The organism is Ensifer sp. NPDC090286 (genome assembly GCF_044769565.1).
Classification (GTDB): Bacteria; Pseudomonadota; Alphaproteobacteria; order Rhizobiales; family Rhizobiaceae; genus Ensifer.
Window position 1 is genome coordinate 125,585 of record NZ_JBIVYF010000009.1, and the last position, 16,447, is coordinate 142,031.

Here is a 16,447-nt window from a genome sequence, read left to right on the forward strand (position 1 = left end):
CCGCGTCGGCCGGTAGCGATCAAGATCGGAATGCTCGAGATCCTAATGATCGAGCACAAGCTCTAGATTCCGGCGGTTGGACTTGAAGTAGACGTCGAACAGGTCCCCGACCAATGGGACGCTCCCGGCCGCCGCATCGAAGCCGATATTGCCCAGCATCTTAAGAAGCTTGTAGTTCGGCACGCCAAGCCGGCGCGCCTCGTTGACGATGTAAAGACTGATCGCCGCGAGGGCGAAGTCACCGACACCCGGAACCAACCCGATCACTGAATCCGCGCCGAACGAAAAGCGTGTTCCGGGAATGCGCAGCGCCGTGTCCATGAGCCGCGCCAATCCACGCATGCGACGCAGGCGTACCAGACGGTCCAGGTTGCGGAAATCCGTGTAATCACTGTGCGTTCGCTCGTATGTCATGCCGCCGCTTTCATCATCTTGCCCAGCCTCTTGATCGCCTGCTCCAGAGACCTTTGCCCGTCGCAGTAGTCCTGCCAGGCGCTCGTCTTCGCCAGCAGCGCCGGCACGGTGCGGATGGTGAAACGTTTCGGATCGAGATCGGTTTTCACCTGGCTCCAGGTGAGTGGCATCGAGACCGTGGCGCCGGGACGGGCACGCGGGGATAGCGGTGCGACCGCCGTCGTCATTCGGTCATTGCGCAGGTAGTCAAGGAAGATTCGGCCGTTGCGCTGGTTCTTGGCCATCTTGGTCAGATAAAGTTCTGGGTTCTCGCGCGCCATCTGCAGGCAGACATCGTGCGCAAAACCCTTTGCCTCCGGCCAAGCCAGTTTCTTACCCTTCGCCGCCGCCAGCGGTGTGACGACATGCAAGCCTTTTCCGCCGGTGGACTTGCAGAAGCTGACGAGGCCGAGTTCTTCAAGCCGGTCGCGCATCTCGCGTGCCGCTTCGACCACGGCGGAGAAGGGGACGTCCGGACCCGGGTCGAGGTCGAAGACGAGACGGCCCGGCACCTCCGGCTGGCCCGGTTCGCAATTCCAGGGGTGTAATTCGACGCCGCCGATCTGCGCAATGGCGGCAAGGCCCTCGACCCGATCGACCTGCAGATAGGGTTTCTTGTCGCCGAACACCTTGACCAGTTCGAGCAGGTTCGAGGTTCCCGGCATTGCATGCCGCTGGAAGAACTGTTCACCGCCGATGCCATCCGGCGTTCGGATGATCGAGCATGGCCGCCCCTTGATATGGTCGATCAGCCATGGACCAACGGCTTCATGATAACGCGCCAGATCCTCCTTGGTCACCGGCTCTCCGTCACCGGCATCCGGCCAGAGCGGCTTGTCCGGGCTGGAGATCATCACGCCCATCACCTCGGCCTTGGCGTTCTTGCCGCGTGCCGGCCTTGATGGCTTTGTCACGGCCGGCGTCGGTGTGTCGGTCTTTGCCGGCGATGCCGGTTTTTCTGCCTCGACTTCGGCTGCGGGCTTGTCTTCGCGCAAGCCCTTGAACGCCGCCTGACGCACCAGTCCGTCCGCCGTCCAGCCGGCGAACTGGATCTCGGCGACCAGCTCGGGCTTCAGCCAGACGACGTCGGGATCCTTCTTGGGCGCGCCGATCCCGGTAAAGGGCGACTTTAAGGTTTTCAATTCCTGGAGCCTCGGCAAGAGCATATCAACCGTTTTGGCACCGTAGCCGGTCCCGACCCGGCCGACATAGACGAAGTGATCACCCCTGAAGACGCCGACCAACAGGGAACGGAACTTGCCGTTGGTCTTGGCATAGGCGCCGATCACGACTTCATGGCCAGCGCGGCACTTGGACTTCGCCCAGGTCTCGGTGCGGCCCGATTGATAGGGTGCATCCGCCTGCTTCGAGACAATGCCTTCCAGCGACAACTTGCAGGCCGACCTGAGGACGGCGTCGCCACCCGTTTCGAAATGCTCGACGAACCGCAGACGTGGATCCTCGCCGGCGTCGCTCAACAATGTCTGCAGCCGTTCCTTCCGCTCGGTCAGCGGCAGTTGGCACAGGTCCTTATCGCCCTCGAACAATAGGTCGAAGGCAAAGTAGACCAATGCGTCGGTCTTGCCTTCCGATAGCGCCGCCTGAAGTGCTGCGAAATCCGGCGCCCCGTTTTCGTCGAGCGCGCAGATCTCTCCGTCGATGATGGCATTAGGCAAGCTTTCGGCCGATGTCGCAATAGCCGGATATTTTGCCGTCCAGTCCAGGCCCTTGCGGGTCTTTAGCGTCACCTCGCCGTTTTCGATGCGCGTCTGGATGCGGTAGCCGTCGAACTTGATCTCGTGGATCCAGCCCGCGGCCGAGGGCGGGCGTTCGAGCGTTTCGCAAAGCTGCGGCGAAATGAACTGCGGCATCGCGGACTTTGCCGGTTTTTTCGGTGCTGGTTTTCGCTTTGTCTTCGTGCCCGCGGCACGTTCCTCCGCCGCCAGTCCATGATTGCTGTCCCAGACGGCATCCGCCTGGACGTCGCCGCTCTGCACCATGAACGGTTTTGGCTTCCTGCCCTTGCCGGCGGCGATCGCCTCCATGGTTCGGCCGGATGCAACGGAGGTTGCATTGTCCTCAAGGATGGCAGCGCCATTCTCTTCGACTGAGTAGTCGTCTTGATGCTTGATCAGCAGCCAATTTGTGCGCTTGCCCCCGTCGCGATCGTTGCGCATCCGCACCAGCACGAAACTGCCATGCAGCCGCTCACCTTCCAGCGTAAACTTGAAATCACCCTTCGCGAGCGCCTGTTCGGGCGTCTTATTGCCTTCCGGCTCCCAGTAGCCGCGATCCCACAGCATCACGGTGCCACCGCCATACTGGCCTTTCGGTATGGTCCCTTCGAAGTCGCCGTAGTCCAACGGATGATCCTCGACCTCGACAGCCAGGCGCTTGTCGTGCGGATCCAGAGAAGGCCCTTTGGTCACCGCCCAGGACTTGAACACCCCGTCGAGTTCGAGCCGCAGGTCGTAATGCAGCCGCGTCGCGTCGTGTTTCTGGATGACGAAGCGCCTGCGGTTCGATGTCTTCAGTTTCGCTGAGCCGCTCGGCTCCTGCGTTTTCTGAAAATCGCGCTTCTGCTTGTAGGTCGAGAGCTTGTCGCTGGCCATGGCAGTCCCCGGTACACATCCGCCTCCCGCCTCGGATGAAGACGGGATGAGGCGCGGGCCGGACAGGTTGGACGCTCGACTGCCGTTTCGTTGGCCGCGATGAGAAACCGGAAAAACCATCGCGTTCGTCATCCCTGTCACGTCCGGTTGACACGGCACGCGACCTCAACAAGCAAAAAGCAGGAGATAATCGTTTTGTTCCATGGATTTGGACAGGGAGTTGCACGAGCGCCATCGGCTCTGAATGACCCCCACTTCCTCCTCCCAAGGGCGTTTACGGGAACGGCAACACTTCTCCTCCCAGTTGCTGTTCGGTTTTTTTGAGACCGGTAACTTCTCTGGGGTCGAATACGGGTTGTTAGGCCCGAACAGTCCATCATCGCCGCTTTGTTCGGAGCGAAAGCGATGGCCGTGCAATGGACGATCACGATCGAGGGCAGGAATGATTTTGGCGGCATCTGCCGGAAGGAGGTCCGCATCGACAAGAGCTGGGAGCGCCTGTTTGACGGCGACGTCGAACGGCCGAGCTTGCCGTTGTCGAGTTGGCGGACCAGGACATCGGAACGTTAGAAAGCGATCCGACAGAGTATTTCGACATCGACGTACATGCATATGACGAGCCAGACTATGGCAATGATTGACCGCCGCTGTGGCGTAGCCACAGCGCTAGTAGCGCCAGATGTCCGCTTCTGGCGGACGAGGTGCGCCGGCTGTATGACCGACATGCGGGCGCAAACCCGCCGCCCCAGCGTAACGAATTGATTGCCCGCGTCGAGCTACCAAATCGTGTCCGTAGCCAAAGTGCACAGTGATTGAAGGGAGCCGTTCTTCACGAGCGCGTTGGACGACTTGTTGCCAGGATGTTCACGTTCTGGGCCAAAAGGATCGCATAATGTATCGAGGGGAACTTTGCGCGTGGCGGCTGACCAATCGGTCGAAAAACCGGCCTATTATGTCCAACGGATCTGATGGTTGCCGTCGAAACATCGGAGGCACTTGGGGGCGTCTCTTACTCACCCTAGATGAGGTGCGCGCAACTCTGACCCATGTCGAGGGCATCGGCATCCGGAATCCTGAAGCCATATCCATCCCGGATCATGGAGCGTGCGCTTCGCATGTAGTTTGTGCGTTCTCGGCCGGTGCTCGCTTCGGCCAGCAGCAATGCGGCGTCGCAGGCGAGCAGTTTATGGCGGGAGGAAACCGCGACTTCATGTATGGGCTTGAGCTTGGCTGCAGTGAACTGCCCCTTTGGACTGCGCAATTTTTGACGCTCCTGTTCGATCGTGAGTGTAACAAGCGACATGAAAGAAAGTGCCACACCGTCTTCGCGGCGAATTTGCTCAGCATTTGCAAGGCTCGACGCGGCAGCCTCTCTATTGCCCTGCAAGCGAAAAATCGCCGCCTGCAGCGTAAACCAGTCAAGCATGTCGTAGGTGCGCAGCGACGCAGTTGCTTTTTGGATATTCTGCTCGATGCAGGCAGCCGCGGTGGCAAGATTTTCTTCTCCGCCGAGGGCGGCCAATGCCAGGCAGAAGCTCCGCCCTGTCTCGCCAGAAAGGGTTACCTTTGCATCCGACGTACCGCCACGTCGATACTCGTCGGCGTGGATTGCCCGCTCGAACTCGATCAGGGCGGATTGCAAGTGGCCGGCGTAGGTCAGAACCTGGCCCCGCTTGGCCAAGAGCCGCCGGCAGGATACGAGTATCGAGTTGATGGGCCGACGCGCTCGCACGGACAGACCCGCATATACCGAGCGAACTGCGTCCAACTCGGCTATCACGTCGGTCGCCTTTCCGGCATAGCGATCGACAAAGGTCCGAGCATCGACCAGCTCGCCTTCGCGAACAAGCACTGAGACGTATACGTTTATGTGTTCGCTATCTCCTTCCAGGGCTCCGGCCAGTCGTGCCAGATCACCGTCTTCTAGGCTGTTGGGGCGACGTAGGATGCCCAGCATCGCGTCGAAGATGGTCCCTGTGCTTTCCGCGTTGCGGTAGTGCTGTCGGCGGCGAATTGCTCCATGAGCCACATCGATCAATCCGGCCTGGTTCGCGCACACGGCCACGTCAAGCAACACATGACTCGCGAATTCTGACCGCAGTTCGGGGATGGGTTGAAGCTTTTCCGGATTGGTCAGATCACGATCCACCAGGAACCGGGAGAGCAGTGCCAGCTTCTGCTCGAAGTCTCCGAACTGGCGAGTGAGCATACGCTCGTCACCTTCCTTTCCTACCCGGCTGAGCATCAGCGTGTCGAAGGCGGCATTGGCGATGCTGTGGCGGGATTTGATGGCTACCGGATCGTCGAGTAGCTTAATGAACGCGTCAGGATCGAAGGGCCCCTCTGATTTCGGCAGCAGCGGTTCGCGCCCTTGCCTAGCAGTCGGAACGTTCGGCGCCATCGCGTAGAGATCCATCACATGCTGCAGAAGGTCCAGGAAGTCTGCCAGGTTGGCGGTGGATGGCACATAAGACCGCGAGAACGTGACAGGCAGTCTTGCAAGGGCCGCCTTGGCCAATCGGCAGTGGAGAATTCTGGCTCCGTCTTCACCGAGAACTTCGGGTACGGACCGGGCCAGGGCCGTCTTCACCCGAGCGTGCAGCTCGATTCCAAACGCGTTCTCAATGATGAAAGGTTGCAAAGGCTTGTTTAGGACCGCCCTGACGTCGCCAATCGAATCCGTAGCGTCCGTCCCTGCGATCTTGAGGCGATCGTCGATAACGAGGCTCCGGACCAGTTTAACGCAATTCTCGATGGTCATGCCATTGGCGCTGAGTGCCAGGACCGCGCCCGTGAGATAAGTCGTCGGGCCAAAGGCGCGCACTTGTGAAACCAGGTCTTCGAGTTCGCGGATTCTGGGATTGGAGGGATGGAGGTCCACGGCCTCCGTCTCCTCGAGCCGCCGAGTCATAGCCTGCAATGCCGGCAGGCCCATGGATGTCACACGGCTCGCAGATACCAACCCGGCCACCTTGATCGGATCCCCACCAATGATCCGCGCCATAGACCGAGCCGTAAGAAGATCCACTTTCATGCAGCGATTGAGGAACCAGGCCACGTCTGATTGAGAGAGCTGACCGAGCGCGATACGCCTAGAACGATTTTCACCGACGATCTGCTTGAGCTCGCCCAGGAGTGGCTCTCGATGGGCGGAACCGACCCCGCCGGTTACAACCAATTTGAGGCCTCCGTCTCGGGCGAATGCGGAAGACAACCGACTTGCAAGCTCGCCAGCCATTGTGGGAGCGGACTGCGACTGCGGATGGTAGAAATCGTCGAGAACCAGGATCGTGGGGATCACCCGAAGTACATCCTCCAGCTTGTGGCTCTTCAGCCGGCTGTCAATTTGGTTGATCGCGTCTTTGATGCCTGTTTCGATCTGATCGGTGGATTTGTTGCGACATGAGACTGCCGCTACCAGCCTCATGCGCGTATCGGTCCGGACAATCTCGGAGATCAGAAGACTGGCGAAAGAAGATTTGCCGTAGCCCGAAAGCCCCTCAATCACGATCAGCGCAGGTCCAGGGGCTTTCATGAGGCGCAATGCGTCCTGCAACTGATTCTCGCGTTCGGGTTCGCGAAAGAACGCGTTGGGCATCGGAAGCGAGCTGGGTTGCTGGGGTTTCGGCAGCTGCTTGGCGATCGTCGACAGACCGAGTTTTCGACCGGATTTCTGCTGTTGGCGTAGCTTTGTAAGGTTTCTCCCTACCGCAGCCATGCTGGGCGCCGGGTAGAGGAACCAGTCCTCGGGAATATCCAGAACGCGCGCGGCGGCACTTCTCAGATCGGGCCTGAAAGGGCGCGCTCCCGTTTCCATTTGCGATATGGCCGTGCGGATGGCGTTTTTTCGACGAACGCCTCGCTTGTCGGCTACATGCTCCTCCATTCTGGTCGCGAGATCCTCCTGGGTGAATCGCCAATTCTCTCGAACAAACCTGAGCATGTTCCCGTATGAAAAATCGCCCACGGTTCCCCTCCAAGCCCCTGCAATTGCAGGGTATTTGAAGTCAAAATTTGTTACAAGGGCGTTGCGCGATATGGATGATAGTAGAGCTTCAGAATCCAAGAGCACTTCCACGCTTGTTCACCGGAGCGATGGTCGTTTCGCGCTGTTTAGAACGATAAGCAAAAGTCATTTACAGTTTAATATTGGTGCAACTAAGCACTTGAACTTCAATGCTTATTCACGCTGAACGCCTTACTCCTTCAGCATGATCTGCGAGTCTCCTTGTTAACCACAGGGAGGCAACGATGAACTTCGCTAACGCTCATGCCACTGCTCGCTTTTGCACTTACGTCGTCGCTAGTCACTGCGCATTCGACGCCGCAAAGATTGCCGGCGCCATCGAAGAGCTCCTGCGCGAGTATCCGTTTCTCGAGCCCACGCTCCTCACGGTAGCCACGATTGGTCTCGTTTGGCATCTTGCCATCCATCATTCGCGGTTGGCGCTCCTACTTTCGGCGCTACATTTTGCCAATTTGACCATCGGCTGGCTTCACTTGGGTCTGGTGATGCACGTGATCGATCACTCGTGGCACGTCATCGTGGACTCACCCGTGGTCTACGTCGTGCTGGCCTCGGCCTCGATCTCCGTGGTCGGGGAGCTTGCTACTCGCCGCGCCGTAAAGTCGATCGTCCGCGCACGCCGATGGCTCCGGGGCAGCGATTTCTGAGGCTTGGTAGGCGACATTGGGTGCGTCATCGATGCCACCCGCCCGCCGACTTTCGTGCGACCTTTGTGAATGGGCGTGGCGCGTGCTCGCCGAGGAGGCGGTGCGCGCGATCGCCATTGAAGCCGTCTCTCGGGCGACTACGGGCGAACTGTCGGCGTTCCGGTCGCGCGGCGGGAGCTTTCCGATGTCGCGCTTCCATCCTCGTGCGTAGGCCCCGTTCGGTGTGGCCACCCACTTCGTATCTAACGGACCAACTGGCACGAACGTCAAACGATTGACACCGGTGGCGGCGGCAAACTCTAGGTCGAGGGTTCGTTTCCCATCAAGGCGAAGGACTTGCATCGTGCCCTGCACGGCGAGATCAGCGATTTCGCCGTGCAAGTCACAACTGTTCCCAGATCGCGCGCAGTTTGAGGCTGCCCTCAGCAGGACAGTCCTACTCGTTGAATGCGAGGTTATTCGGCTTTTGCAGAATATCACTCCTGCGACCATGGAGAATCTGCGTCACCGGCGTCGAGTCGTCGACAACGTCCAACTGAAACTCCTTCGCCCACAAGCGTCCATAACCTCGCATCAGAAAGCCATAGTGGATATCTGTTGCTTCGTTGGGTACGTCGAGAATGACGACGCGCTCAGTCCAGCCATGGGTGCCCCTTAATTTGCCATCCGGGAACCGGTCCATCATATTGTCGAAGCGCAATATCGCCGCGCAGTTGTTCACGCGCATCCATATCGTGGCAAGGTCAACATCGTCCGTTTTGATGGTGCCGGTTAGTCGCAGCTTCTTGCCTCGATATTCTCCGGCAGAGATGCTCTGCATCATGCACGCGAATTTGTCCTCAGGCATAAAAACACCGCTGTCTCGACGATAGCGGCATTCTATCAGTGCACCTGTATTCGCGCGGTCTACTCCGAGTCGGTATTGCTCAAGATCCGCACTGCCACAGGAAATCCAGCCTTTCGGTAACTTCAGCGGTTTGGCTGCTGCCGCGTCAATTCGAGCTGAAAGCGTGTTCCAGTCTGCCAAGCCAAACAATTTAGCGATGACCTCGAGGCATTCGCTATGTGAGAGGGATATCTTCCGCTCGGCCATAACAGCACGGAGAGTCTTTGCGATCGATTTTGCGTCGACAAAGCTATTCATGGTTCGATCCTTCATACGGGCGGATTCGTGCGTCAGTGCTCGCGTTGCTGACTTGTCGCCCTGAGGGTCAAACCTCGTTCGCGTTGTGCATTCACCATCCGAGTATCGGAGCGAGCGGCAGGCTGCACGTGCCATCGCCGAAGCTATCACCCGATCCGAAGCAGTCAAGGTGCAATGGCCGGATCTTCGGACTGATCACAATCTTTAGATGTGGCGAGGCTACGTTTAGAGGCGCCACACCTTCGGTGTCGGCTGGCTCTTCGCTAAAAAGTAAGCTCTGGCCCTGTTCCTGGCCTGTGCTTCTAGATGGTGTAACGGGCGGAACCCGGCTCGCCAGGTTTGAAGGGCCAGTGGTCGTCCCTCACAATGATGGTGTCGCGGAGTCAGGAGTGGCCTGCTCCATAGCATCACGGAGAAACGACCATGAAGCAGTATGCGGGCATCGACGTATCATTGGAATACTCGAGTGTGTGCGTGGTGGATGCGGACGGCCGGATCATCATCGAGGCGAAGATCCTCAGGGAGCCGGATGCGCTGGTCGCTTGGTTCGGCGCGCACGGTGTGGCGATGGAGCGCATTGGTCTGGAGGCCGGCCCGTTGTCGCAGTGGCTCCATGCCGGGATGGTGAAAGCAGGTCTTTCTGTCGAGCTGATCGAGACGCGCCACGTGCGCGCAGCCTTCAAGACGATGCCGGTCAAGACCGACAAGAAGGACGCCCGCGGCATTGCGCAGTTGATGCGGCTTGGCTGGTTCCGACCGGTCCACTGCAAATCGCTTGCCGCCCAGGAGGTGCGTGCGCTGCTCACTGCCCGCAAGCTCATTAAGGGCAAGCTTCACGACATCGAGATGAGCATCCGGGGCATCCTGCGCGGCTTCGGCCTCAAGGTCGGGCCGACGACGCGGCGCACCTACGCGGGCCGTATCCGCGAACTGATTGCCGGCCATTCGACCTTGGAAGTGATCGCTACGGCATTGCTCAAAGTGCGCGACGCGCTTGTGCACGAATTTGCAGGGTTTGACCGCAAGCTGCGTGCCATCGCCCGCCAGGATGACAACGCACTTCGGTTGATGACGACGCCCGGCGTTGGCGTCCTCGTGGCGCTGACGTTTGTGGCGGCCGTCGATGCACCGGAGCGCTTCCGCTCTTCGCGAGCGGTCGGGCCACACTTCGGATTGACGCCGAAGAAATATCAATCGGGCGAAACCGATCATAGCGGCCGCATTTCGAAGATCGGCGATGGCAGCGTGCGAACCGTGCTCTACGAGGCGGCCAACGTCATCCTGACGCGACCGGTCAAAGGTTCCGATCTGAAGGGCTGGGCACTGGCGGTCGCAAAACGTGCCGGTCCGAGAAAGGCGCGCGTGGCGCTGGCTCGCAAGCTGGCGGTGGTGTTGCATTGCATGCTCAGGGACAGAACCAACTTCATTGCTCATAAGGGAGCGTCCGCCCTGCCGCGTTGACCGCAGGAGACGACAAGACAGGCGTTCGGACGGGCAGCCATCAGCCCTCCGCAGCAAGGTCCCTTCGCCGGGACGATGGATGGGTTAGGCCGTTATGCGATCAGCAGCACGCGGTGACTGCGCCGTTTTAGATTGACCAACCGGTCCTCAGCAGACCCCATAGAGCAGCGGAAAAGCTCCGACTGCGGACAGAAGCAAGCACTCGGCGAGGGATTACGCGCACAAGGGATTGACGAGGCGCCCGTTACAGAAGATCGCATAATGTATCGTTAGGAACGGTGTCCGGATGTCTGGTGCAGTCAGCGGAAAATTCGTCGCCGTGGGGCAGTTGGTAGCGGAAGCACACCAAACCATCGCGCGCGCGAGAGAGAGAGGAAGCGCTCCTCCCTGGCCAGCTCGGTGATACTTTCGTCAACTGAGGAGCTCAATTTCGCAAAGGAACCGTTGCTCATGTTCAAAGAGCAGACAACGACCATCCATGCCCATCCGTTGATCGTTCCCAAAGCTGCCCGTAGGTCGACGAGGTCTGCAGGAGCTCTTCGTGCGTACCGACAGCCTCGATGTGTCCTTCTTTCATCAGGAGAATTTTGTCAGCGGCGACGACGGACCGCAGGTTGTGAGCGATAACGAACAGCGTACGGCCAGCCGAAAGAGCAGTGACAGCTTTTTGGATCGCTTCTTCATTTTCCGGATCAAGCGAAGACGTGGCCTCATCCAGAACGATGATGGGTGCATCTCTCAAAATGGCGCGTGCGATGCAGACACGCTGGCGCTCGCCGCCTGACAGTCGGCTGCCGAGCGCTCCAACCCTCGTGTCGTAGCCGTCCTGCAGTTTTATGATCGTATGATGAATGGCGGCGGCGCGTGCAGCTTCTACAACTTCGGCGTCCGAAGCACTTTGTCGCCCGAGGCGGATGTTGTTGCCGATGGTATCGTCGAAGAGCAACGTTTCCTGGAAGACCGGGGCGAATGTCGCAGCCAGCACCGCATTGTCCATCGCGGCGGCGTCGTGCCCGCCGATGAGGATGTTGCCGGAATCCGGATCCCAAAATCGCATCATCAGCTGGAGACATGTCGTCTTGCCGCTGCCACTGGCGCCAACCAGCGCAATCATCTGCCCCTGGTTTGCGTCAAACGAGATATCTGACAGCGCGAGTTCAGTTTTGCCTTTGTGGGTGAAGCAGACTTGGCGATAGGACAGGTCAAAGGAACGGGGAACAACAGTTGTTTCGCTTTGCGGGAGCAGGGACACGCGCAGAATGCTTTCGATGTTGCGACGGCTGAGGCGGGCAAGGAGGAGGATAGCCGTGAGGCTGGCGAAGTTACGAGCTGGCACGGTGGCCGAGAAAATCAACAGGGCGGCAAGCGCCAGCCGCAAAGCATCCGTGCCCGCGGAACTGCTGTCGGCAAATACGATAACGGCAACGAGAATTGAGGCTGCGGCCGAAAGATCAATCGTCGTACGAAACAGGATCGCAATCGGCGTGACGCGTTTGACCCCCCGCCAGGCGCCGGTGCGCAGGCGCGCAACATCGCCGGCAAAATCGTCGCCGCCACTGCCAAAGATCCGCAAAACCGCGACACCCTCGGCGTGCTCCTGCATGGCAAGAGCCGTGGCGGCAAGGCTGCTCGCGCGTCGTTCCAGCCCTGCAAGCAGCATGCGTTGCGCGAACGCCAGCACTGCAAACCCCGTAGCCATCATCGCGAGCGCCGTCAGGCCGACGAGCGGCCAGATGATGGCAGCAGAAAGTGGACGCCTTGGCGGCATTCAAATACCGCGAGTGAGTTAAATGGTGCAAGTACGACTAAACATGCTTACCGCGCGGAGGGCTCGGCCAACAGAGTTTCGTGGTAGGCACGGAAAGTCTTCGACGATCAAGCGGTTGCAAGCCGGCGTAACAATCGCTGGCGCCAGCCTGCCTTCAGTGATTTGAGACGAAGATTGCGGCCATCCTTTTCCCACATGGCGACGCCGTAGCGCTCTAAGGTGCGGCAGGCGAGTGCAATGCTCACCCCGCGCAACGCCATCGCTTTCCCGGCCATCTCCCGGCGTTGAGATGGCCGCGTCACTTTTTCCAAGAGCCTCTTTGAGCAGTTCCGCCTGCATACTCATCTCCGCATACATCTTCTTCAGCCGGCGGTTCTCGTCTTCAAGAGCCTTCATCTGGATGATCATCGACGCGTCCATGCCGCCATATTTGGCCCGCCATTTATAAAAAGACGCCGTGCTCATCCCGTGCTCCCGGCATAGATCAGGAACGGCAACGCCGCCCTCCGCCTGGCGCAGGATTGCAAGGATTTGCGGTTTGCTGAATCTGCTCGTCCTCATCAAAATCTCCTCGATCATAAAGCCCGAGAAAATTCCACTTTGAAGTCCGTTATTCGGCGGGGGATTACCATCCAAACAGCTGACTGAACGAAAGTCACTTGACTCGACGGTGGCCTGCTCGATATGAAGCTGAACTTGACAGCACATATCAACTTTAGCCGACGCGATCCGATGTTATGCGGTTCGCCGGAGGGTGGCCCATGCATAAAGCCAAGGTTGTTGAAGAAGCGGGAGAGATGCAGACGCCGTCGTCTTCATCAATCGGCAAAGTGCCGCGCCTGGCGCAAGCGGGACCACTCTGGCGCTTGCTCAAGCCGGTTCGAGGGCATCTGATTGGTTGCTGTATCCTCTCCGCGCTCGGCGCTGCTGCCGGCATCGTTCCCTACATCGCAATAGCCGAGATCGCGCGAACGGCGCTCGCCGCCGAGAACATTGCGGTCGTAAGCACCGCGATCTGGACCTGGGTTGCAATCGGCGTCGCGGGCGCCTCACTTCGCCTGGTAATGGTCTTCTTCTCGTCTCGGCTCGGGCACTATGCCGATGCGGAAATCCTGCACGACATTCGCGTGAAGCTCGTCCGCCGTCTTGGCGTTCTACCGATTGGCTGGTTCCGCGCTGTGGGATCGGGCGCCGTTAAAAAAGCGATGACGACCGACCTGGAAGACATGCATCAGCTTATCGCTCATGCGCTGGGCGAAATGATCGGCGCCGCCGTCGCCATCGTCGTCGGTATTGGATATCTCGCCCTCATCGATTGGCATCTGACTGTTGTCACAGTCGGCGTCCTCGGCGCGTGGGCCATGTTCTTCAAAGTGGCGATGCGTTCGATGTCGCTTCATCTCACACGCCTCAACAACGCCGAGGCGCGCATCAGCGCTGCAAGCGTCGAATATGCCGACGGTATCTCGGTTGTAAAAACGTTCGGCAGAGGTGGCGGAGTGCTTAAGCGATTTGCCAGCGCTGTGCGCGAGCACACCGAAGCTTTCCGCGTTTGGGTTGATGAGACGAGATATAGTTCTGCCGTTGCACGTTTGCTCGGTTCGGAGATGGCGGTTCTAACGGCCGTCATGGTCGTCGGAATCTGGCTCATCAGCCGCGACACGGTCATAGCCACCGACCTGCTGCCGTTCCTCGTCGTAGCGGTCGGCTTGCCGACATCGATCATGCCTGCGGTCCTCGGAGAGCAGGGTCTGCGCAGGGGCCGTCTGGCGGCCGGAAACATCGAATCCCTGCTGTCCCTTCAGGGGCTTTCCGAAGCATCGGCGAGACGGAACCCGCATGGGCACAGCATCGAGTTGGACAAGGTGTCATTTAGCTATGACGGATTGACCGATGCGCTAACGAACGTGAATGCTGCGTGCGAGCCCGGATCGATCACTGCGCTGGTTGGCCCCTCAGGCGCCGGCAAATCGACACTCGCGAGCCTGGTCCCGAGATTTTACGATGTGACGGCGGGGGCGATTCGTATCGGCGGGGTAGATATACGTTCTATCCCGACGCCGGAGCTTCTCTCCACAATGTCCCTGGTCTTTCAGGATGTCATCCTGCTGCGTGACACCGTGCGGGAAAACATCCGGATTGGGAGAAGCGGCGCGAGCGACGATGAGGTCCGCAATGCTGCGAAGGCCGCGAATATCGATCACGTCATCGAGCGCCTGCCGAACGGCTACGATACCCTGCTCGGAGCCGACGGCGCGGGTTTGTCAGGTGGCGAGCGCCAACGGCTGACGATCGCGCGCGCTATTCTATCAAACGCCCCGATCGTCATTCTCGACGAAGCCACCGCAGCACTTGATCCCGACAGCGAAAGCGCCGTCCAGGACGCCCTGGCCGAGCTTGCAACTGGCAAGACGGTAATGGTCATCGCGCACCGACTGCACACCATCGCGGACGCGGACCAGATTCTTGTCCTCGACGGGGGCCGGATCGTTGAACGTGGAAAACACGACGATCTGCTCAGTGCCGGAGGCCTTTACGCCCGGATGTGGCGCGCGCAACAGGAAGGGGCGGCAGCATGAATCTCATCCGCCATCTCTACCGGCTGTGGCCCGACCCGAAATTGCTGGTCCGGCTAGGATTGCTGCAGGCGATCATGGCGGTGCTCCAGGGACTACTCCTCGGCCTGCTGGTGCCGATCCTCACTGCAATCCTGCAGCCTCTGCCCGATTTCGCCGCAGCGACGCCTTGGCTGGTCGTCGGTGCCCTAGGACTGGTCGTGTACGCCATCCTCAGCATCGTCACGACGCCGATCGGGTTCGCTGCCAGCGGGGAGTTGGCCGCACAGCTCCGACTGCATCTCATGCGGCATGTAAGTGTCCTGCCACTGGGCTGGTTTACCACCGAACGCAAGGCGCGTCTCGCGCGAGCCGTGACCGCCGACGTCAGCCATGTTGCCCACCTGGCCGTAGTGACGGGAGGGCCCGCGATAACTTCGCTCCTCGTGTCCGCCACGATCCTGGCAATCACCTTTGTCGTGGAATGGCGGATGGGGCTGCTGTTCGCCGCAATCACCCCGGTAGCCTTCCTGGCCCTCCGGCATTCGGCGCGGATTGCCGACGAGTCTGTGATCTTGCTGGAGAAAGCCAACACGGAAATCGCCGGTCGCGCCATCGAGTTCGGCCAGGCGCAGCCGGTCTTTCGCGCTGCGGGACTTGGCGAGAGTGGGAGCATTACCATGCGGGAAGCCCTTAAGGCGCATCGGCGAACGTATCGAGAGGGCATGAACAGGTCGATGGCTCCCGACCTCCTCTATACAGGGGTCGTGGTGGCCGGTCTCGCAGCCGTCGTGGTTCTGGGCGCTTATCTGCTGTTGGATGGCTCGCTTACCGTCGCCACGACCGTCGCCCTACTCGTCCTCGCCGTGCGCTTCATCGAGCCTCTTGGAGGCTTGATCGATCTCGTGGGCGCACTGCGTGAGATGGACAATTCCATCAAGCGGCTGATGACGCTGTTGGAAACGCCCTCGCTTCCGCAGAAGCCGAATGCGATCGCCAGATTGGACGATGCCTCGATAGAATTCGTGAACGTGAGCTTCAGCTACGCTGATCGCACCGCGCTGACGAACGTCTCGTTCGTGTGCGCGCCGGGAACGACCACGGCGTTGGTAGGCCCGTCTGGCTCCGGGAAGACAACAGCCATACGCCTGATCGCCCGCTTCTTCGACGTGGACAAGGGGCAGGTGCGCGTTGGCGGGATCGATGTACGCGATCTCGACCAGCAGGCCATGATGGATGACATCGCCATCATCTTTCAGGACGTCTACCTGTTCGACGACACGATCGAGAACAACGTGCGCCTTGCTCGGCCGGATGCAACGGCGGCGGAACTCGAAGCCGCCGCTCGATCCGCCCGCCTCGACGAAGTCATCGCGCGCCTGCCGGACGGATGGCGGACAAGGGTCGGCGAAGGCGGCGCGCAGCTCTCAGGTGGCGAGCGCCAGCGCGTCTCAATTGCGCGCGCCTTCCTGAAGAAGGCACGCATCATTCTGATCGACGAAGCCAGTTCAGCGCTCGACCCCGAAAACGAGCGGGCGATCAGTCAGGCAATCATCGACATCGCCAGCAATCCCGAGCGCACGGTGATCGTAATCGCGCATCGGCCCACGACGCTGGCGGCGGCCGACCAGGTTGTCGCGCTCGACGCAGGGCATGTCGTGGAACTTGGCGCTCCCGATGAACTGCGCAGCGCTGGCGGCCCCTTCGCTAGCCTCTACCAGCAGTACGAGAGGGCTCGAAGCTGGCGCATCGCGGCCGCTCCCACCTCCCATTGACCGAT

Annotated in this window: 9 protein-coding genes and 1 pseudogene; 4 read left to right on the forward strand and 6 right to left on the reverse strand. The window is 59.8% G+C overall.

Features of this window, described 5'->3' with window-relative positions; translation table 11 throughout:
- Positions 1 to 42 precede the first annotated feature (42 nt).
- From ACIQUG_RS32335 to ACIQUG_RS32345, 3 genes are all read right to left on the reverse strand, one after another.
- Positions 43 to 414, reverse strand: a complete 372-nt coding sequence (locus ACIQUG_RS32335; RefSeq protein WP_402326384.1) for a DUF4112 domain-containing protein — start codon at positions 412 to 414, stop codon at positions 43 to 45.
- Positions 411 to 3,065: a DNA ligase D gene (ligD, locus tag ACIQUG_RS32340; protein ID WP_402326444.1), complete on the reverse strand. Its 2,655-nt coding sequence runs from the start codon at positions 3,063 to 3,065 to the stop codon at positions 411 to 413. The genes ACIQUG_RS32335 and ligD overlap by 4 nt, the downstream gene beginning before the upstream one ends.
- A gap of 1,018 nt (positions 3,066 to 4,083) precedes the next feature.
- Positions 4,084 to 7,032 (reverse strand): hypothetical protein, encoded by a 2,949-nt coding sequence (locus ACIQUG_RS32345; RefSeq protein ID WP_402326385.1) that lies wholly within the window; start codon positions 7,030 to 7,032, stop codon positions 4,084 to 4,086.
- A gap of 284 nt (positions 7,033 to 7,316) precedes the next feature.
- Between ACIQUG_RS32345 and ACIQUG_RS32350 the strand changes: the two genes are divergently transcribed.
- Complete coding sequence (locus ACIQUG_RS32350) at positions 7,317 to 7,739, forward strand: hypothetical protein (protein WP_402326386.1); 423 nt, start codon at positions 7,317 to 7,319, stop codon at positions 7,737 to 7,739.
- 436 nt (positions 7,740 to 8,175) lie between these two features.
- On the opposite strand, the gene ACIQUG_RS32355 is transcribed toward ACIQUG_RS32350, so the two are convergent.
- Positions 8,176 to 8,883, reverse strand: a complete 708-nt coding sequence (locus ACIQUG_RS32355; RefSeq protein ID WP_402326387.1) for a glyoxalase superfamily protein — start codon at positions 8,881 to 8,883, stop codon at positions 8,176 to 8,178.
- Positions 8,884 to 9,306: 423 nt separating this feature from the next.
- On the opposite strand from ACIQUG_RS32355, the gene ACIQUG_RS32360 reads away from it, so the two are divergent.
- The gene (locus tag ACIQUG_RS32360) at positions 9,307 to 10,344 is read left to right on the forward strand and encodes an IS110 family transposase (RefSeq protein WP_402326388.1); all 1,038 of its coding nucleotides are present in this window, start codon (positions 9,307 to 9,309) and stop codon (positions 10,342 to 10,344) included.
- A gap of 454 nt (positions 10,345 to 10,798) precedes the next feature.
- On the opposite strand, the gene ACIQUG_RS32365 is transcribed toward ACIQUG_RS32360, so the two are convergent.
- The gene (locus tag ACIQUG_RS32365; protein ID WP_402326390.1) at positions 10,799 to 12,112 is read right to left on the reverse strand and encodes an ABC transporter ATP-binding protein; all 1,314 of its coding nucleotides are present in this window, start codon (positions 12,110 to 12,112) and stop codon (positions 10,799 to 10,801) included.
- Between the two features lie 221 nt (positions 12,113 to 12,333).
- Positions 12,334 to 12,673 (reverse strand): annotated as a pseudogene (locus tag ACIQUG_RS32370) (transposase); the annotation flags it as partial.
- Between the two features lie 200 nt (positions 12,674 to 12,873).
- Between ACIQUG_RS32370 and ACIQUG_RS32375 the strand changes: the two are divergent.
- Entirely contained in the window at positions 12,874 to 14,691 is a 1,818-nt protein-coding gene (locus ACIQUG_RS32375) for an ABC transporter ATP-binding protein (protein ID WP_402326391.1), read from the forward strand.
- Positions 14,688 to 16,442 carry an ABC transporter ATP-binding protein gene (locus tag ACIQUG_RS32380; RefSeq protein ID WP_402326392.1) on the forward strand — a complete coding sequence of 585 codons (1,755 nt, stop codon included), beginning with the start codon at positions 14,688 to 14,690 and terminating at the stop codon, positions 16,440 to 16,442. The genes ACIQUG_RS32375 and ACIQUG_RS32380 overlap by 4 nt, the downstream gene beginning before the upstream one ends.
- Positions 16,443 to 16,447 lie beyond the last annotated feature (5 nt).

Excerpts from the sequence above, each read along its gene's own strand:
- ACIQUG_RS32350 (WP_402326386.1), top strand. The coding sequence starts at position 7,317 with ATGAACTTCGCTAACGCTCATGCCACTGCTCGCTTTTGCACTTACGTC.
- ACIQUG_RS32355 (WP_402326387.1), bottom strand. The coding sequence starts at position 8,883 with ATGAATAGCTTTGTCGACGCAAAATCGATCGCAAAGACTCTCCGTGCT.
- ligD (WP_402326444.1), bottom strand. The coding sequence starts at position 3,065 with ATGGCCAGCGACAAGCTCTCGACCTACAAGCAGAAGCGCGATTTTCAG.
- ACIQUG_RS32365 (WP_402326390.1), bottom strand. The coding sequence starts at position 12,112 with ATGCCGCCAAGGCGTCCACTTTCTGCTGCCATCATCTGGCCGCTCGTC.
- ACIQUG_RS32375 (WP_402326391.1), top strand. The coding sequence starts at position 12,874 with ATGCATAAAGCCAAGGTTGTTGAAGAAGCGGGAGAGATGCAGACGCCG.
- ACIQUG_RS32335 (WP_402326384.1), bottom strand. The coding sequence starts at position 414 with ATGACATACGAGCGAACGCACAGTGATTACACGGATTTCCGCAACCTG.
- ACIQUG_RS32380 (WP_402326392.1), top strand. The coding sequence starts at position 14,688 with ATGAATCTCATCCGCCATCTCTACCGGCTGTGGCCCGACCCGAAATTG.
- ACIQUG_RS32360 (WP_402326388.1), top strand. The coding sequence starts at position 9,307 with ATGAAGCAGTATGCGGGCATCGACGTATCATTGGAATACTCGAGTGTG.